Annotated in this window: 14 protein-coding genes; 8 read left to right on the top strand and 6 right to left on the bottom strand. The window is 54.4% G+C overall.

All coding sequences use genetic code 11. From position 1 onward, the window contains the following. Positions 1 to 2,655 carry a 7TM diverse intracellular signaling domain-containing protein gene (locus tag VFO10_RS01055; RefSeq protein ID WP_325136806.1) on the top strand — a complete coding sequence of 885 codons (2,655 nt, stop codon included), beginning with the start codon at positions 1 to 3 and terminating at the stop codon, positions 2,653 to 2,655. Between the two features lie 3 nt (positions 2,656 to 2,658). Here the strand turns inward: VFO10_RS01055 and VFO10_RS01050 are convergent, their stop codons facing one another. The 3 genes from VFO10_RS01050 to VFO10_RS01040 all read right to left on the bottom strand — a co-directional run bounded on the left by VFO10_RS01050 (position 2,659) and on the right by VFO10_RS01040 (position 4,472). Continuing rightward, positions 2,659 to 3,315 carry an inorganic pyrophosphatase gene (locus VFO10_RS01050; protein ID WP_325136805.1) on the bottom strand — a complete coding sequence of 219 codons (657 nt, stop codon included), beginning with the start codon at positions 3,313 to 3,315 and terminating at the stop codon, positions 2,659 to 2,661. Between the two features lie 223 nt (positions 3,316 to 3,538). Then, entirely contained in the window at positions 3,539 to 3,934 is a 396-nt protein-coding gene (locus VFO10_RS01045; RefSeq protein WP_325136804.1) for a hypothetical protein, read from the bottom strand. Between the two features lie 112 nt (positions 3,935 to 4,046). Next, positions 4,047 to 4,472 (bottom strand): hypothetical protein, encoded by a 426-nt coding sequence (locus VFO10_RS01040; protein WP_325136803.1) that lies wholly within the window; start codon positions 4,470 to 4,472, stop codon positions 4,047 to 4,049. 107 nt (positions 4,473 to 4,579) lie between these two features. Between VFO10_RS01040 and VFO10_RS01035 the strand changes: the two genes are divergently transcribed. The 6 genes from VFO10_RS01035 (at position 4,580) to VFO10_RS01010 (ending at position 11,705) form a co-directional block, all read left to right on the top strand. Beyond that, positions 4,580 to 5,434 carry a hypothetical protein gene (locus VFO10_RS01035; protein WP_325136802.1) on the top strand — a complete coding sequence of 285 codons (855 nt, stop codon included), beginning with the start codon at positions 4,580 to 4,582 and terminating at the stop codon, positions 5,432 to 5,434. Between the two features lie 150 nt (positions 5,435 to 5,584). Further along, on the top strand, positions 5,585 to 6,874 hold the full coding sequence (locus tag VFO10_RS01030; RefSeq protein ID WP_325136801.1) for an NAD(P)-binding domain-containing protein: 1,290 nt from the start codon (positions 5,585 to 5,587) through the stop codon (positions 6,872 to 6,874). A gap of 1 nt (position 6,875) precedes the next feature. Continuing rightward, positions 6,876 to 7,316 (top strand): hypothetical protein, encoded by a 441-nt coding sequence (locus VFO10_RS01025; protein ID WP_325136800.1) that lies wholly within the window; start codon positions 6,876 to 6,878, stop codon positions 7,314 to 7,316. A 201-nt stretch (positions 7,317 to 7,517) separates the two neighbouring features. Beyond that, positions 7,518 to 8,825, top strand: a complete 1,308-nt coding sequence (locus VFO10_RS01020; protein ID WP_325136799.1) for a hypothetical protein — start codon at positions 7,518 to 7,520, stop codon at positions 8,823 to 8,825. 1 nt (position 8,826) lies between these two features. Next, positions 8,827 to 9,654, top strand: a complete 828-nt coding sequence (locus VFO10_RS01015) for a cytochrome c3 family protein (RefSeq protein ID WP_325136798.1) — start codon at positions 8,827 to 8,829, stop codon at positions 9,652 to 9,654. Positions 9,655 to 9,659: 5 nt separating this feature from the next. Further along, a complete protein-coding gene (locus VFO10_RS01010; protein WP_325136797.1) occupies positions 9,660 to 11,705 on the top strand; it encodes a hypothetical protein in 2,046 nt (681 codons plus the stop codon). Positions 11,706 to 11,708: 3 nt separating this feature from the next. Here VFO10_RS01010 and VFO10_RS01005 read toward each other — a convergent pair whose 3' ends face one another. Then, on the bottom strand, positions 11,709 to 13,031 hold the full coding sequence (locus VFO10_RS01005; RefSeq protein ID WP_325136796.1) for a hypothetical protein: 1,323 nt from the start codon (positions 13,029 to 13,031) through the stop codon (positions 11,709 to 11,711). A gap of 120 nt (positions 13,032 to 13,151) precedes the next feature. Beyond that, on the bottom strand, positions 13,152 to 14,051 hold the full coding sequence (locus tag VFO10_RS01000) for an acyl-CoA thioesterase II (protein ID WP_325136795.1): 900 nt from the start codon (positions 14,049 to 14,051) through the stop codon (positions 13,152 to 13,154). A 91-nt stretch (positions 14,052 to 14,142) separates the two neighbouring features. On the opposite strand from VFO10_RS01000, the gene trxA reads away from it, so the two are divergent. Continuing rightward, entirely contained in the window at positions 14,143 to 14,994 is an 852-nt protein-coding gene (gene trxA / locus VFO10_RS00995; protein WP_325136794.1) for a thioredoxin, read from the top strand. A 44-nt stretch (positions 14,995 to 15,038) separates the two neighbouring features. On the opposite strand, the gene VFO10_RS00990 is transcribed toward trxA, so the two are convergent. Continuing rightward, positions 15,039 to 16,928 carry a phosphoenolpyruvate carboxykinase (GTP) gene (locus tag VFO10_RS00990; protein WP_325136793.1) on the bottom strand — a complete coding sequence of 630 codons (1,890 nt, stop codon included), beginning with the start codon at positions 16,926 to 16,928 and terminating at the stop codon, positions 15,039 to 15,041. Positions 16,929 to 17,012: the final 84 nt, after the last annotated feature.

Raw genomic sequence — 17,012 nt, 5'->3', positions numbered from 1 at the left:
ATGGGCATGCTTCGACTTTGGCCTTGGCTCCTGAGCCTGATTTACAGCCTGAACGCGGCGGCGTCTGTGCCGGAAATCGGCAACGGTGATGTGCGTGAGCTTCTGCTCGGCCGCAGCGTGATGATCCTGGAGGATCTGACGGGACAGCTGACGTTTGAAGATATCGTGTCCGGGAAGTACGATCAGGATTTCAAGGCCGCGACGCGGGACTTTCCGGGTCTCAATAATGCGGATGCCCATTTCTGGGTCAAACTCTCGATTCAAAATCACAGCGACAAGGCCCGCGATCTTATCCTGGAAAACCGCTATCCGCTTTTGGATTATCTGACCCTTTATCAGGAAGGAGCGGATGGATCGCGCAGCGAGCTGACCCTGGGTGATGAGGTGGGTTATGAAAAACGTCCCATAGCCTTTCGCTTCCCCGTTTATCCCCTGCATGTCAAGCCCGGCATGAACCACTATGTGATGCGTCTTCAGAACAAGGGGACCTTCGTCGTCAGCCTTTTTCTGTGGGATATGAAACATTTCACGAACTACGCGCACCGCGATAACCTGATCCTTGGTCTTCTTTATGGCAGCATGGTCGTGCTCATGCTCTATAACCTTTTTCTCATGGTCTCTTTTAAAAGTCAGACTTATCTTGTCTATGTGCTCTATCTCGTCACCTTTGTCTCATCGCAGTTTGGAATCCAGGCCACAGGCATTGAATGGATCGGCGGTGAGCTTGGGCATTGGATCATGAACCGTGGGTGGCTGATCCTTGTTTCCCTGAGTCATATCTTTGCCTGCCTCTTCGCCCAGCGTTTTTTAAATATGCATAAGCACATGCCCCGCTGGAAGAAGTGGCTGAACGTCCTGATTCTGGTGAATATCGCCGTCACCGTGCATGGCTTCTTTGGAACCTATGCGCTGTTAGGCCGGGAATTGACGTTTTCCACTTTGGTGGTAAGCGTGACCTTGATCGCCTCCGGCATCACTGCCGCCTGGCGCGGCTTCCGTCCGGCTGTTTTTTATACCCTGGCCTGGACCTGTCTTCTGCTTGGCAACATGATCGTCACGCTGATGTTCAATGGCCTTTTCCCTTTGAATTTCTTCGCCCAGTGGGGGAACCTCCTGGGAGGCGCCACGGAAGTCGCGCTGATGTCCCTGGCCCTTGGCAGTCGCATGAACTTTATGCAGGCCCGCTCCGAACAGATGATCCGGACATTGAACAACGCGCTCACGAAGCAGATTGCCGAAGTGGAAAGCATCGTCGCCGAGCGCACCCAGACCATCCGCTCGATCGTTGACCACGTAAAAAGCGGCTTTTTCACGATCAATAGCCGCCTGGAAGTCGAGGCAGGTTTTACCAAGGCCTGCTACCGCCTTTTGGGGGATCGCATCAAGGACCAGGTATCCATCATGGATGTCCTGGGCCTGGAAGGATCACGGCGCAGTATCTTTCAGATGACCGTGCAGCAGGTCTTCGCCGACAGCATGCCGGAAGAGGTGAGCCTGAGCCAGATTCCACGAACCTTCCGCATCGGCGACAGCATTTTGATTCTGGAAGGCGGCCTGATCCGGGATGATGCGGGCAAACCCAAAGCCATCCTCTTCACGGTGAATGACATCACCAAGCTTCGCATGAAGCAGCGCGAGGCTCTGCGCAGTTCCATGCTGATCAAGATCCTGAAGAACATGGACGCGTTTCGCTCCTTTATCAAAATCACCCGCGAAAACCTGCGGCATCTCGCTGACCCGGAGGTCCGCAGCAAGCAGAAGATGACAGCTTTTATCCTGCACACCCTGAAGGGCAACTGCCTGATCTTCAATATGCGCCTGCAGGCGGATCGGATCCATAAGCTTGAGGAAAGCGGTTCGCTTCGCCTGGAAGACATCAAGGAACTGGAGCGGAGCTTTCAGACCTTTTTGAATCGACATGCGGATATCCTCGGCATCAGCTGGGATGATGACCACGACGAGGACGTGGTGGTCAAGCAATCGACTCTGGTGAATCTGCGTGAGGAGCTGAACCTGCTCGGCGTATCCCGCGAGTTTCTGGCCCTCTTTGATCGCTGGGTCAAGAGCATTTCAGCCCGGTCGGCCCGCAGCCTTCTGGGGCCCATCGTGGACGATGTGAATCAGCTGGCCAAACGCAGCGGGCGTAAAGTTCAGTTCGAGCTGCAGGGGGCCGACGTCAAAATTTATTCCGATGCCGAAAAGCATGTGATCAAAAACCTTGTGCACCTCGTCCGCAATGCCATTATTCATGGTATCGAGGTGGATCGTGGGCAGAAACCGTCACGCGGTTCCGTGTTCCTGATATTCAAGGCCGGCAAGGGCGGCCTTGAAATTCGCTGCAAAGACGATGGTCATGGAATGGATCGCGATCATATCGTGCAGCTGATCGTGGAAAAGGGTCTGGCTGGTGTCAAGGATATCGAAACGAAACCCATCTCCGAGCTGATCGAGATTCTTTCGCTCGATGGCTTTAGCACCACCAAGGAAGTCGATCTTTACTCGGGACGTGGAGTCGGGGTTGCGGCTGTCTATGGAGCTGTGCGGGCCTGTGATGGAACGATGGATATCAGCACGGTGCCAGGGCAGGGGACCGAGTTCATCATCACCCTGCCGCGGGACGAGGAACCGGTGACACCCAACCTGAAAGCGGTCTAAAGCTTAGCGGGGAAAGGGGAACGCGGCATCATAATCCTGAACCGAGAGATTGATGATGTGCAGCGCTTCCTTCCGGTTATACATCGCTTCGATGCTCACCTTGCGCTCGCCGCCTTCACCGGGGATTTCTTTATAAGTTAGGAAGTAGTGCTTGAGTCGCGCCAGGATTTTGGGCGGACAGTCTTCGATATCCTCGAAGCGGCCATAGATGGCGTCGTCTTTCAGAACGGCAATGATCTTGTCATCCACTTCACCATTATCGATCATGCGCAGGCCGCCGATGGGCTTGGCCTGCAGAAGAAGGTCACCGTGCGTGATCGGCTTTTCCGAAAGCACGCAGATATCCAAGGGGTCACCGTCACCGACGAGGTTCTGCATTCCGGTGCGTTCGCCTGCATAAGCGGCCACGCGCTCCATACAGTAGGTGCGGGGAATGAAGCCATAGAGTGCCGGCACGTAGTTCGAGAATTTCTGGGGACGATCGATGCAAAGGTAACCCGAAGCCTTGTCGAGTTCGTACTTCACAGTGTCGGTCGGCACGATTTCGATGAAGACGTTGAAAAAGGCCGGCGACTCGGCCTGAACAGGAATCCCATGCCAAGGATGGGGTTTGAAATATTTTTTGAGCTGCTCGAGCAGGACGGAGAGTTCTTGGGTCACCTGGGGGTCCTCCAAAGTGTATTCCTTGCCTCACGACGGGCAATGGGCTCAAATGCCTATAACAATTTACCCTGAATGTCGAGATTTTTGGACGGGCCCTGGGAAATGTTCGCGGAACGGGACCAATGAAAACCGACACCTGGGTGTGAACCGGTGCCGGATAAAAGAGTCCAACAGTCCTCAATGACTGCTGATTTTTACTAGCCTTGTCCTGGACTTCGGCCTATTTGGCGGCTGGAGTCTGAGGCGCTTCCGGTTTTGCCGGATCAGCGGGAATTTGCGATTTCAGATAAGCGAGCAATTGAATTCCATCTGGAGTCGTGCGCCACTCGCTGTCGCCATAGGGCATAAGACCTGCGTCCACAGCTGCATAGGCCAGGGCTGCGTTGGCCACGACTTCCGCTTCCGTGTCGAACGAAATGCCGCCCAAACCGTCTGCGCCACCGGTATGGCAGTAGCCGCAGTTGTTGGCAATGATCGACGCGACATCCTGATACGTTGGAGGTGTGCTCGGCTCAGCGGGAACCGGGGTTTCATCAGCGCGGGAAATTGCGGCCATCAGAGTGAGGCCGCAGAAGCCTGCTGCGATCAGTCCTGTCGTCTTTGCATTGAATTTCATCCTGATCTCCTTGTGAATTGTTCAGGGGATCATGGGCAAAGACGCCAGCGCTGTCAAGGTGGGGCTTTTGTGAAGCGGCTTCAGGATTTTTAAAGCCGCGTCCATTCAAGGGTCAGGGGATTTCCCGAATGTTTGGTTGGAATTCCTTGATGTGGCGATTCATATCCTTCTTGCAGTCGCCGCCTAGATTTTCGCTCACCATCATAAGACAGACCTGCAAAGCCTTGACAGGCTCGTCGGCTTTGGGCTCGCCGGCTTTGACTTTGACATCGGCGCATTCCTTGTCGATCTCTTTTTGACAGGCGACTTTTACCTTATCCCAGCTGGTCATGATCTTCTTCCAGCTGTCCTCTTTACTCTTCACGAAGGCTTTACATTCGGCGCTGAGCTGTTCGACTTTCTTGTGAAGGCAGGTGCGCTCGGTTTCCTGATGGAATTCACCTGTGCACAATTTCTGGACATCCTCGTCGCAGGGTCCATAGGCGTGAAGGCCGGTGGATATGAGGCCAAGACTTAGAGTGATGAGAAAAGTTTTCATAAATGGCTCCATCACGAGGGATCCGCTTGGCTTCGTATCGGCAGCCGGGCCGTCTTTTTCAAGAGCAAGTGTCTGTGCTAACATGAAGGGACTGGAGAATTCCGAGCATGAAACTGCGCCCCTTGGTTTACCTGTGGCTCCTGATCACCGGCTTTATGTTCTACGAATACGCTGTATTGCATAAGCTCTACAGCGGCCCGAGTTATATTAGTCTTGCCGCCTGCAAGTGGCTGGGGCATTGCAAAGCTTTATCACCTTTGCCTGGAAAACCGCTGAGCTATGCCCTCGGGTGGCTTGGATTCTGCATCATGGCCTTGACGAATCTTTATATTCTTCGCAAACGCCTGCATGCAATGCAGTCCTGGGGGAGCCTTCAGGGTTGGCTCAACTGGCACATATTCTTTGGGATGCTCGGTCCCACCTTTATTCTTTTCCACTGCGATTTCAAGGTGCGCGGTCTTGTGAGCATCAGCTTCTGGAGCATGGTGGTTTCGTTCCTGAGCGGAATCGTGGGCCGGTATTTCTATATGCAGCTGCTTCAGGCCAAGCCCGTTCTGAAAAATCAAATAGATGCCCTGGAAAAAGCCTTCGATCAGTATCAGAAGGGCAATGGCAATCGCATTCCGGCCCAGGCGATGATTATGGCCAAGGCGCATGCCTTTGCGATGGCCGGCGGGGTTCAGGGACCAGAACTGCAAAGACTCGGGCTCATGGGATTTTTAGTGAAGTCCATTTCCGGTGAAGTGCGTATGATGACCACGCTCCCGCCCACGCCCTGGCAGGAGGGGCGTCCCTTCAAGGTCAAACTTCGTGAATGGGCTCTTCTGCGGCGTCGTCTTTTGTCCATGCATTTCTACCAAATCCTCTTTGGATACTGGCGCACATTCCATTCCCCGTTCGCAGTATGGATGTATATCGTGGCCGTCATCCACATCGCCTCCTCGCTCATATTCAAGGTTTAAGTGCTCGTAATTGTTTGTTTTTTTCATTTAGCTTAAGTGTCAGCATCGGCCAGCCGATAGCATGCTGTAATTTTTTATCGAGTGATGCCAATGCTTATGAAGATTTACATCTTCCTATCGCAATCTACGTGGTTGCTAGGAATTGCATTCATGGTCGGCCTCGCGGTTTGGGGCATGCGCCAGCGTGATAAGCATCATAAAGAAGCCAAGAAGAAATGGGATGATGCCGTCGCGAAAAAAATGAATGAGCCCGCGAGCTTGCACCCTGAAATCGACCCGACTCTGTGCGGCGGTTGCGGGGCCTGCGTTGCGGCCTGTCCTGAAGGCGAGATCATCAAGCTCATCAATCACCGTGCGGTCCTGGTGGAGCCTACGGCCTGCGTGGGTCATGGGGCCTGCCAGGTGGCCTGTCCTTATGATGCCATTCAATTGGTCTTCGGGACCAAGACGCGCGGCATGGAGCTTCCCCGCATCGATGCCAATTTCCAAACCAACGTTCCCGGTCTTTACATAGCCGGCGAGCTGGGCGGCATGGGTCTGATTCGGAATGCCGTAAAACAAGGCAAACTCGCAGCCCTGCATGCCTCCAAAACTTTGAGCGGCGGAGGCGGCGCGCAGTTTGATGTCCTGATCGTCGGCTGCGGTCCTGCAGGTCTTGCCGCCTCGCTTGCGTGCGCGGAGGCCAAGGTCAAATATATTTGCATCGAGCAGGCCAAGTTCGGGGGAACGATCTATAACTTCCCAAAACAAAAAGTCGTCATGTCCCATCCTTTGGATTTTCCGCTGGTCGGTCAGTTCAAATTCAATAAGAACAAGGTTTCGAAAGAGGAACTCCTCAGCCTTTGGACGCATTTGAAAAAGCAGAGTAACCTCAACATGATCGAGGACTGCCGCTTTATCAACCTGCAGAAACAAGGCGATGTCTTCCACGTCGAGACGTCCAAGGGGCCCATGACCGCGAAGAAAGTCATCCTGGGCATGGGCGTGCGCGGAACGCCGCGGAAGCTGAATCTGCCCAACGAGGACATGACCAAGGTCACCTATAACCTTTTGGATCCGGATCAGTATCAGCAGAAATGGATCGCCGTGGTCGGTGGTGGTAACGCCGGTGTGGAAGCCGCGCAATACCTTTGCAAGCCGGGCCTTCGCAATAAGGTCTTCCTGCTTGTGCGCGGTCCCACGTTCGACCGTTGTAACGAGGAAAACCAGAACATCATCAAAGATTATGAACGCAAAGGCATGGTCAAGATCTGCTACAACACCACTGTGGAGCAGATTCATGCTGATCATCTTATGGTGAAAATGGACGGGCAGATGCTGCGTCTGCAGAACGATTATCTCTTCGTCTTCGCCGGCGCGATTCTGCCTTTCGCCTTCCTGAAAAGTCTTGGCATCATGATCGACACCAAATACGGTGAAGCCGTGAAAGCGAGTTCATGACATGAACAAGAAACTGCTGCACGTGGTATTGGCCTGTTTTTCAGGGCTCTTCGTGAGTCTTTTACTTTCGCAATGCGGCGTGAAACAGCCGAAGGTCGAGAATCCGAAGTTCGCAACGCCAGCGGCCGATCATGCGCGTTTCACCGATCCCTGCGCGGCTTGCCATGAGTATAAACGCCTGCCGGCCACGAAGGATCTGACTGTCGTGGCTCACGGCTTTGGTCGTGAATGTTCTGAATGTCATCAGTATCTGGCCACGGGGCCGAGCTGGTCGCCCAAATCCTATTCGCATAGCCCCACGCCTCCAGCCTGCCTTGGCTGCCATAGTCTGCCGGGTGAGATGCAGAAATTCAGCAAACCTGCGGCTCATGGCAATGGGCAGCTGCGCGGCGATTGCGCGGGTTGCCACAGATTCGGAACGCAGTGGGATGTCAACAAATAAACCGAGCAAAATTTTTCACGTTTGGTTTCCACCCTCACCATTCTGAGCTGTGCTACACTGGAGGAAATAATAGACTTCCTCCAATGAGAATTGCACTTGCTCATAACTGTCAACAGTCAGCTGCCGATCGCGCGGAACCGCAAGGTTTTCGCTAACGCAGGAATTATATTTGGGGTCCTCGCGCTTGTTATCGAAGGCACCATGCCCAAGGCATGGGCAGTGGACTTCAAAGGTGATGCGCGCATTGGCCATTACTCGCGTCAGGTCGAGTTCCAGGGCTCTTTTCTGGGCCAAACTGCAGGCGAAACCAATAACGACGAGCAGGTGATCAACCTGCAGCTTCGGGCCACCGCCGAGGATCTGAACGATTCCGAAGATCGCATACTCTTCGACTTCCGCGACAAGCGTGATGGCTTTGGCAAGCTGGAACGCGAAAACCTTCTCCTTTCCAACTACGAAAGACGCGAGCTGCGGCTTGCGGCCTACCAAAGACCATGGGAACGCAATCGAACGTATTTCACCGTGGGGCGCTTCAACCTGCCGGAAGCTAATATCGTGGCCAACGATGGCGTCGAGTTCGGCTATCGGACCAGCAAGGCGAGCCGCTATGGTTTATTCGGAGGCCAGGGGGCGAAGGCTGTGATCGCACCGCTTTATGTGGATCCGGATACGCGGGAGATCCCAGCCACGCAGTTCGGGGCCTATTATAACTATGAAACCAAGGATACCCCCGAGGACAGCAGCTATCTGACCAACGCGGTGGCGCAGGCGCCAAGCTACGATATCACCGATGCTCAGAATCACCTCTATTATTACCAGCAGGGCCTCTTCACTTTCAGTGGCCTGCATCGACTCGGCAGCCTCGTGCAGTTCGATTTCTCTCCGAAGGCCAGCCTTCGTCGCGGTTATGTTTCCTACTATTATCAAACGGAAAGGCTTCGCGCCGGTGGTTATGTGAACCAGACCACCACCGAGGACTATCTGATCAAGCAGGTGATTCAGGACGTTCTGGTCCCGAGCGCCGTGCGGACCATCGACGCTGATATCCGCTATCGCGTGACGCCGAGCCTCAGCATTGACGCCAGCGTCAACCGCGGAACCCGGACTGCGGATGGCAAAAGCCGCACCGAATATGCCGCCGGCCTCCTTTTTCCCAAGGTCCTGGGTGACACAAGCTCCACACGGCTCCAGCTGGGCGTAAGGCAGAACTTTCTGAGCAAGGACAATTTCACCAAGATCGCCTATGATTATTGGGGCAAGACTTTGAGCGTGGGTGTTGCGTATACGCTGTCCAATGAATCCTATGACGATGGCACCACCAACAAGCGCAGCATCATGATGGTGGACGCCGGTATCTTTGTGCTCGATGATATCCGCGGCGCCCTCGGTTACGAAATGGAAAGCGACAGCAAGGTCAAAGCCAATGCGCTCTTTATCATGTTCGGTTACAAGTTTGGTGTCTCGGCTTCGTCGCCGCGCACCCGACCGGCACGATTCGAGGAAATGTAAGGTGAGAAAGCTCGGACTCATCATAGCCCTTCTTTTTCTGGGTGGATCCCCGGCCTTGGCGCAGGATACCGCCAAGATGAAATTTGAAGGCCTCCTCAACCAGCTTCTGGCCCCGGGTCCCTTGCTCTTGGGTCACGATAAACTGGAACATACCCACAATGATTGCCTGAAGTGCCATGAGCCTGCGGGTGGTATTCCGAACAAAAATTGTTTGGACTGCCATAAGGAAATCAAAAAGGACGTGGACGCGAAGCAGCATTTCCATGGACTCATGAATAACAAAGCCTGTATCGACTGCCACAAGGATCACAAGGGTCGGAATTTCGATGCGACCTATATCAATCCCAAGACCTTTGATCACAGCAAGACGGGTTTTGAGCTGGATGGGGCTCACGTCAAAGCCGATTGCGAAAAGTGTCATACGGCCAAGCGCACAGGCAAGCCGGCCCGCAATGGCGAGATCAGCTATCCCGGTCTGGTGAACTCCTGCAACAAGTGCCACATGAAAGATGATGTGCATTTCTATAAGGGCAAGTTCAAACAGAATGAATGCAGCCTCTGCCACACCACCGAAAAGTGGAAGCCGGCCAAGCCCTTTGATCATCAGAAGGAAACAGGCTATGCGCTGCTCGGTGCCCATATCAAGCACAAGTGCGAAAAGTGCCATGTGAAACGGTCGAAGACTGATGTGCGCTATGATTTCCCGATTGAAACCAAACAGTGCATGTCCTGTCATCAGGATCATCACCAGAATCGTCTGAGTCCGCGCTTCCGTAACGGCAAGTGCGATGTCTGTCACAGCCAAGACACCTGGAAGTTAATTCTATGAGAGGAATGACCTTATGGATTTTCGTTTTTCTGTCTGCTCTGTGGGGTCTTCCCCTGCAGGCGCAGAAGAAATTCGACCATAGCGTGACGGGCTTTCCTCTGCGGGGCGAGCACGATAGGATCGCCTGCCAGGACTGTCATAAGCAAAGCCCGGCTGTGCTGGCCAAAGGCCCCGGCTCATTCCAATGGGCGGGTTTGAGAAAGGATTGCTACCCCTGCCATGCGGATTACCATGGTTACGGCAAGGAAGTGAGCGTCAAGCAAGGCCCGCTTCTGAAGTGCGATACCTGCCACAACGATATCAAGTGGAAGGATTCCCTGCGCTTTGATCACAATACCCAGACCATCTTCCCCGTAACCGGCAAGCACAAGGAAAACAAGTGCTTTGAATGTCACCGGCCGACCACAGCGCCGCAGACCTTCAAAGGCGAGCAGGGGCATAAGGTGCTGGGCAAGGACGGCGATCTTCGACGCTATGCCTTCCCCGATTTGCCGAAGAAGAGCTGTGCGACCTGTCACGTGACGCCGCATCCCGCTTCCTTTCATCAGAAGTTCAAAGGCGTAACCTGCGAGAAGTGCCACACGACCGATGGCTGGAAGATCATGAGTCTTCAGGGTCAGATTCAATCCGATCGCTCGTTCCATGATAAGACGCGCTTCCCCCTGACGGGCAAGCATAAGGTGACGAACTGCAAGCAGTGTCATGTCAAAGACGGCAACGAGGTCTTCAAGTTCCCGAATGCTGATCGTGATTTCTGCGTCACCTGCCACGCGAGTGTGCATAAGAAGCAGTTTGACGAGAAGTTCTTCAATATGTCCTGCGCCAAGTGCCACTCGACGACCAATTTCACGCAGAGGACTCCGTTCCAGCATGACATCACCAACTTCAAGATCGATGGGAAGCATTCGAAGATCGAGAAAAACTGCGAGAAGTGTCATGTCCCGACCAAAGACAAACTCCCAACCAAGCCACCCAAGACGGCTCACAAGTTTGACTTTGATGAAAGCAAAGATGAAAAATACTGTGTCAACTGCCATCAGACCGTTCACAAGGAGCAGTTCCACAGCGAATTCCAGAAAAAATCCTGCGCAAGCTGTCACACTACCAGTAGTTTTGCCAAACTGTCTGAGTTTGATCACAGTATCACACGTTTTAAACTTACCGGCCGGCACGAGGAAATTGGCAAGCAGTGCAGCGAATGCCACAAGCCCAGCAACCTTACGCTGCCGACCAAGCCGCCGCGCAAAGGCGGGAAGTTCATGTTCGAAGGGGCGAACCGCGGGTTCTGCGAGGAATGCCACATAAATGAACATAAGGATATGTTCCACTCGAAGTTCTACAACAAGCCCTGCGGCGTCTGCCATACGACCGAGAAGTTTCCGAAGCTGAAGGAATTTGATCACGAGGAAACCGACTTCGAACTGAAGGGCAAGCATAAGCAGGTGAAATGTACGGAATGTCACAAGGATACTGACGAGAAGTTCAGGACGCCGCCGAAGAATTTCAAAGGGAAATATCTCTTCCCCGAAATTCCGAAGCGCAACTGCCAGACCTGTCACAAGGATGTTCACAAGGGATCAAACGGTCCGCTCTGCACGAAGTGCCATAACGAAAGCGGCTGGAAGAATGCCTCGGAGTATCATAAGGACTTCCTGCTGACCGGCGTGCATCTGCAGCTCGACTGCAAGGCCTGTCATGTGAATGAGAGGATACTGCAGGGTTCCAGCCAGGAATGCAGCCAGTGCCATCATGAGGATGATCCGCATAATGGTCAGCTGATGCCTTGCCAGGACTGTCACACGCAGAATTTCTGGGAGCAGACGCGCTTTGATCATAACCTGACAAGGTTCCCGCTCCGCGGCGCGCATCGCGTGACCGAATGCAGGGCCTGCCATAATCAGGGTGTCTATCAAGGTCTGCCGACCGACTGTCGCGGCTGTCATGCCGGGGATGCCGCGCGAGTGATCGCGCCCAGCCATGCCCAGCCGAATTACTTCCAGTGCGAGCAGTGCCATACGGTGTATCAATTCCCTGGGGCCGTGATTCGATAACCCTCAGGGGATCTCTTCCAGCACTTCAAAGGCGAATGAAAGCTCATCTTTTTTAATGTCCGCAAGCCAGGTCGAAGCATTGGAACCACCAGTGTTGATGACCTGCTGCCGGCGCTCGGCCGATCCCCCGGCTATCGTATCCACCAGAGTGTAGCTTCCATGGTTCGCATGGAAGAGCCCATTGATGAGGGGATAGATGGTTTTGACCCGAATGGGTTTCGGGGATTCGATGCGGAGTTCCTTCACGCCCAAAGATCGCTTGCCTTCCTCGGTCGTTTTCTCCCAGACGGTTGCAATGATTTTTGCACCCGGTATGGGAAGGTCCACAGGAATGTCGAAAAATTGATTGGAAAATTGCTCGCCGTCAAAGCCGTTGGTCTTTTGAGTCAGAGCTATATAATTGATCTTCGCTCCCGGGTTGCGGAAGAGAATCGGCACAGGCGTCACAGCGGGCGCGTTCACCTGAATGGTGATGGGCTGCACCTGGTTATTTTGATTGCGGGTCAGCTGCACCCATTTCCAGGCGACGTCAGTCACGGGTGTATTGAAGACGACGTTGGCGTTATTGATGCGGGCGAAAAATCCATTGCTCGCGGCGTTCGGCGTCTTCACGCGAGCCCATATCTGATAGGTCCCTGGAGCTTTCACATCCACATTGAAGGTGACAGCCTGCGCAGCCTGAGCCTGGCCCACGGCGGCGATCGGTGCTGTTCCGGCTTTGCCCATCGCATAGGATGGGATGGCGCCATCTATATCATCCGTGCCCTTGGCAAAAGGCTCGGCGATTGTGGCTGTTTCCACGCCTGCGCCCGCGTATTGCGTGCTATCAATCTCAACGGCCGTCGGCGTGGCCAGAGAGAAAGGTACCGGCTGAGTTTTGTAAGGGTAGCTGGGAGGCGAGGGTTTGAAGCCGCCGGCATCCAGATCCAGGAGCCAGCGGTCGATGGCCTGACTCAGAGTATCCACACATTTTTTCGTCTCGCCTTCCCAACAGTTATGAGATTGCTTCATCTTTATAATCACAGGCGTTTGTTCCACGCCTGTGAATTTCGTGAAGGCCACGCGACCCAGGAATTGGGTATGCGCATTCTCAAGATTGGAATCCACAAATGTCTGAGCATGGCATTCTTCGCAGTAAGGCTGAAGAATGGGCTCGTAGAGATTCGCCCGAAAAGATTCCACGGAAAGCGGCGGCAAACCCACAGGGATCTCGCCTGGACCGACTCCATTGGCTTCCTGACTTTTATCCGACATTTTCGGGGCTTTTTGACAAGCGGCAAAGATCAGACTGAACGCGGCTATCAGCAGATGGCTTCTGGATAACATGATGATGGCTCCCGTCGCATGGGGTACCCTGTATTCTTCATGATTTATGCCAGTTCCAAGTGCTGATTCTTACTGGAAGGAAAGCTGCCGAATCCTGCCTGGAATTCGGCCACTGCCTGATCAGGTGACAAGTCCCTTCATCGAATCCTGGTCCGAACGCGATTTCGTCTGGCGAATCAGGCCCTCCTGCGCGATCGAAGCCACAAGAATGCCTTCCTTGGTGAAGATCTGCCCGCGATTGAAACCGCGACCGGCCGAGGCCGACGGGCTGTCGGTGACATAGAGCAGCCACTCATCCAGACGGAAGGGCCGATGAAACCACATCGCATGATCCAGGCTTGCCACCTGCACGCGATGATCGAAGAAGGTCACCCCATGCGGCAGCAGCGAAGTCGTCGCCAGGCCGAAGTCCGAAGCATAGGCGAGCATGGCTGTATGAATCAGATGATCATCGGGAAGTTTTGCGCTGGCTTTGAACCAGGAATATTTTAAAGGCGGACGTTTATGCGGAGCAAAGTAATCGACGGGATCGACCACGCGGATTTCGATGGGGCGATCGGCCGTGAGCTTGTCACGAATGCCGTCTGGAATTTTATCCTTCACATTCAGAATCTGCTGCAGCTCGCTCAGGATCCCGTCCGGTCCTGGTACCGAAGGCTTTTCGACCTGATGTTCAAAGCCGGTTTCCAGGGTTTGAAAGGAGGCTGACATGCTAAAGATGGCGAGCCCGCCCTGTTTGGCGACGACGCGGCGGGTCGAGAAACTTTTTCCGCTGCGGATCAGATCGACTTCGTAATAGATGGGCTCATTCGGATTGCCCGCCCGCAGAAAGTAACCGTGCAGGGAATGGATGGGGCGCTGGCCATCGACGGTGCGGCTTGCGGCCACCAAAGCCTGGCCGAGAACCTGGCCTCCGAAAAGGCTCTTGAATCCCAAATCCTGACTATTGCCTACGAACACGTTGGTTTCAATGGCGCGCAGATCCAAAAGCTTGACCAGCTGCTCCAGCACTTTGCTCATGTTGCCTGTCCTTCCCGGGAAAGAGTCCCGGAGTCCATGTTGGCAAAAAATGAATCCAAATGCTAGCATGAAGGGCTCTGAGGAGGGGCTCATGAATAAACCGAATGTCATTGATGTCAACTTAAGAAATTTCGGCGCTGAAGTGGTGAGACGATCGCAGGATGTGCCTGTGCTCGTGGATTTCTGGGCGGAATGGTGCGGACCCTGCAAAAGTTTGACGCCCGTGCTTGAAAAACTGGCTGCGGAATACGGCGGCCGTTTTATTCTGGCCAAGGTGAATACGGATGAAAATCAGGACCTGGCTCGTCAATTCGGAATCCGTGGAATCCCCGCCTGTAAATTATTCAAGAACGGACATCTGGTCGGGGAATTTCAGGGGGCGCAGCCGGAAGGTGAAGTGCGACGCTTTTTAGATGGCTATTGCGATGATCCTGAGGAGCAGCCTTTGGATGTGGCGCGGCAGCTGATCGGCGGCGGGCAGGTGGAGGAAGCCATTTCCATTCTGGAAGGGGTGCTGGCGGATGATCCCGGGGCCCAGGACGCGAAGCTTCTTTTAGTGCGGGCTTTCATTCAGCACCATGACTTTGAAAAAGCTCGCGAGCTGATCCAGACTCTGCCGGAATCCGACAGCGAAGTGAAAAGCCTGCAGCAGATGATCGCCTATGCAAGCTCGGCTTCCGAATATGGGACGGTTGCGGAATGCGAGGCCAAGGTGAAGGCCAATCCCCAGGACCTGGAAGCCTTGTATCGACTGGGTGTGGTGCTGACCCTGGAGGATCGTTTTCAGGACGCGATGGATCGCTTTCTGCAGGTCATTGCGAAGAATAAAAACCATGGAGAAGGCAAGGTGCGGCAGGCGATGCTGGCTTTGTTTGAAGTCCTCGGCCCCGATCATGAGCTGACGCATCAGTATCGGCGGAAATTTGCGAATTTGGTGCTCTAGTGAGAACGCCCCGCTTGCGCGGGGCTTGCTCGGGTCTTCGCTACTTATTGATTCTCAAGATAACGTTCCTGCGCCATCTCCCATTTCACTGGCGAACGCCAGAGACTTGAGAGCAGGAGTTCACGCATCAGCATGAATTCGCGAGGTAGCTTGTCGTAAAGTTTCTCGAAGAGTTCCTCGTGCGAGAGGATCTCGCTCTTCCACGATTCGCGGTCGATCGTCATCAGACGACGGAAGTCCTGACGCGTGAAGTTTTTCATGCCCTTCCACTCGATGTCTTCGTAGCGAGGCATCCAGCCGAGAGGACTTTCTTCACCGAACGCGCGGCCATGGATGCGATCCACAACCCACTTCAGAACCCGCATGTTGTCGCCAAAACCTGGCCACATGAATTTGCCGTTCTCGTCTTTGCGGAACCAGTTCACGCAGAAAATGCGAGGCGGGTTGGAAATCTTGCGACCCATTTCAAGCCAGTGGTTGAAATAGTCACCCATGTGATAACCGCAGAAGGGCAGCATGGCCATGGGGTCACGACGAACCTGACCAATGTTCCCGAAGGCGGCGGCGGTCATTTCCGAGCCGATGGTGGCGGCGGTATAAACACCGAAGTTCCAGTTGAACGACTGCACGACCAAAGGCACGGTCGTCGCCCGGCGTCCACCGAAGACGATGGCGCTGATGGGAACACCGGCTGGGTTATCCCAGTTCTTGTCAATCGACGGACACTGATAAGCGGGGGCGGTGAAGCGGGCGTTGGGATGCGCTGCCTTGCGGCCGCAATCCGGCGTCCATTCATTGCCCTGCCAGTCGATGAGTTTGGGGGGAGGGGTTTCCGTAAGGTCTTCCCACCAGACGTCACCATCGGGCGTAAGAGCCACGTTGGTGAAGATCACGTTTTCCTTGATGGTCGCAATCGCGTTCGGGTTCGAAGCGCTCGACGTACCGGGTGCCACGCCGAAGTAACCAGCTTCGGGGTTGATCGCATAGAGGCGACCGTCATCACCAGGTTTGATCCACGCGATGTCATCACCGATGGTCGTGACCTTCCAGCCTTCGAGGCCAGCAGGCGGCACGAGCATCGCAAAGTTGGTCTTGCCGCAGGCACTGGGGAAAGCGGCTGCTACATAGGTTTTTTCACCCTGGGGCGATTCCACGCCGAGGATCAGCATGTGCTCAGCCAGCCAGCCCTGATCGCGGCCCAGGACCGAGGCGATCCGCAGTGCGAAACATTTTTTACCCAGAAGGGCGTTGCCACCGTAACCCGAACCATAGGACCAGATCGTGCGCTCTTCAGGAAAGTGCACGATGTACTTCTGCTCGCGGTTACAGGGCCATGGAACGTCTTTTTGTCCAGGAGCCAGAGGTGCGCCGACAGAGTGCAGGCAGGGAACAAAGTCCCCGTCACCGAGGACATCAAGAACCTTGCGGCCCATGCGCGTCATGATTCTCATGTTCACGACGACATAGGGGGAATCCGAAATCTCAACGCCGATGTGTGCGATCGGCGAGCCGAGCGGACCCATGCTAAAAGGAATTACGTACATGGTGCGGCCGCGCATCGAACCGCGGAAAAGACCTTGGAGAGTCTGCTTCATTTCTGCGGGATCGGCCCAGTTGTTCGTGGGTCCTGCATCCTGCTTGCGCTGACTACAGATGTAAGTCCGATCCTCAACGCGCGCCACGTCGCTAACATCCGAACGGGCCAGAAAACTGTTAGGACGCTTGGCCGGATTGAGGGGAATCAAGGTTCCACTGGCGACCATTTGTTTATTGAGTCGATCGTACTCTTCCTGAGAGCCGTCGCACCACTGAACCCGATCTGGTTCGCACAGCTCAGCAACGTCTTTGACCCATTGAATCAACTTCTGGTTCTTGACGTAATCAGGAATGAGTTCTTGTGACGACCAACTTTTTGACTCTTGCTGACGATTCATGCCTTACCCCCAAACGCGGCCGGCCGATCACCGCGGACGGGACGAAGTGTGCCTGGGTCGCCGCTTTGCGGGTCTTGGACCGCT

This window comes from Oligoflexus sp., assembly GCF_035712445.1.
Lineage (GTDB): Bacteria > Bdellovibrionota_B > Oligoflexia > Oligoflexales > Oligoflexaceae > Oligoflexus.
The sequence above is the reverse complement of the archived record's forward strand: the minus strand, read 5'-3'. Positions and strand labels throughout refer to the sequence as shown.

What these genes read in the sequence shown, in the direction of transcription:
- VFO10_RS01055 (WP_325136806.1), top strand. Translation starts at nt 1, where the DNA reads ATGGGCATGCTTCGACTTTGGCCTTGGCTCCTGAGCCTGATTTACAGC.
- VFO10_RS01045 (WP_325136804.1), bottom strand. Translation starts at nt 3,934, where the DNA reads ATGAAATTCAATGCAAAGACGACAGGACTGATCGCAGCAGGCTTCTGC.
- VFO10_RS01040 (WP_325136803.1), bottom strand. Translation starts at nt 4,472, where the DNA reads ATGAAAACTTTTCTCATCACTCTAAGTCTTGGCCTCATATCCACCGGC.
- VFO10_RS01035 (WP_325136802.1), top strand. Translation starts at nt 4,580, where the DNA reads ATGAAACTGCGCCCCTTGGTTTACCTGTGGCTCCTGATCACCGGCTTT.
- VFO10_RS01030 (WP_325136801.1), top strand. Translation starts at nt 5,585, where the DNA reads ATGGTCGGCCTCGCGGTTTGGGGCATGCGCCAGCGTGATAAGCATCAT.
- VFO10_RS01025 (WP_325136800.1), top strand. Translation starts at nt 6,876, where the DNA reads ATGAACAAGAAACTGCTGCACGTGGTATTGGCCTGTTTTTCAGGGCTC.
- VFO10_RS01020 (WP_325136799.1), top strand. Translation starts at nt 7,518, where the DNA reads ATGCCCAAGGCATGGGCAGTGGACTTCAAAGGTGATGCGCGCATTGGC.
- VFO10_RS01010 (WP_325136797.1), top strand. Translation starts at nt 9,660, where the DNA reads ATGACCTTATGGATTTTCGTTTTTCTGTCTGCTCTGTGGGGTCTTCCC.
- VFO10_RS01005 (WP_325136796.1), bottom strand. Translation starts at nt 13,031, where the DNA reads ATGTTATCCAGAAGCCATCTGCTGATAGCCGCGTTCAGTCTGATCTTT.
- VFO10_RS01000 (WP_325136795.1), bottom strand. Translation starts at nt 14,051, where the DNA reads ATGAGCAAAGTGCTGGAGCAGCTGGTCAAGCTTTTGGATCTGCGCGCC.
- trxA (WP_325136794.1), top strand. Translation starts at nt 14,143, where the DNA reads ATGAATAAACCGAATGTCATTGATGTCAACTTAAGAAATTTCGGCGCT.
- VFO10_RS00990 (WP_325136793.1), bottom strand. Translation starts at nt 16,928, where the DNA reads ATGAATCGTCAGCAAGAGTCAAAAAGTTGGTCGTCACAAGAACTCATT.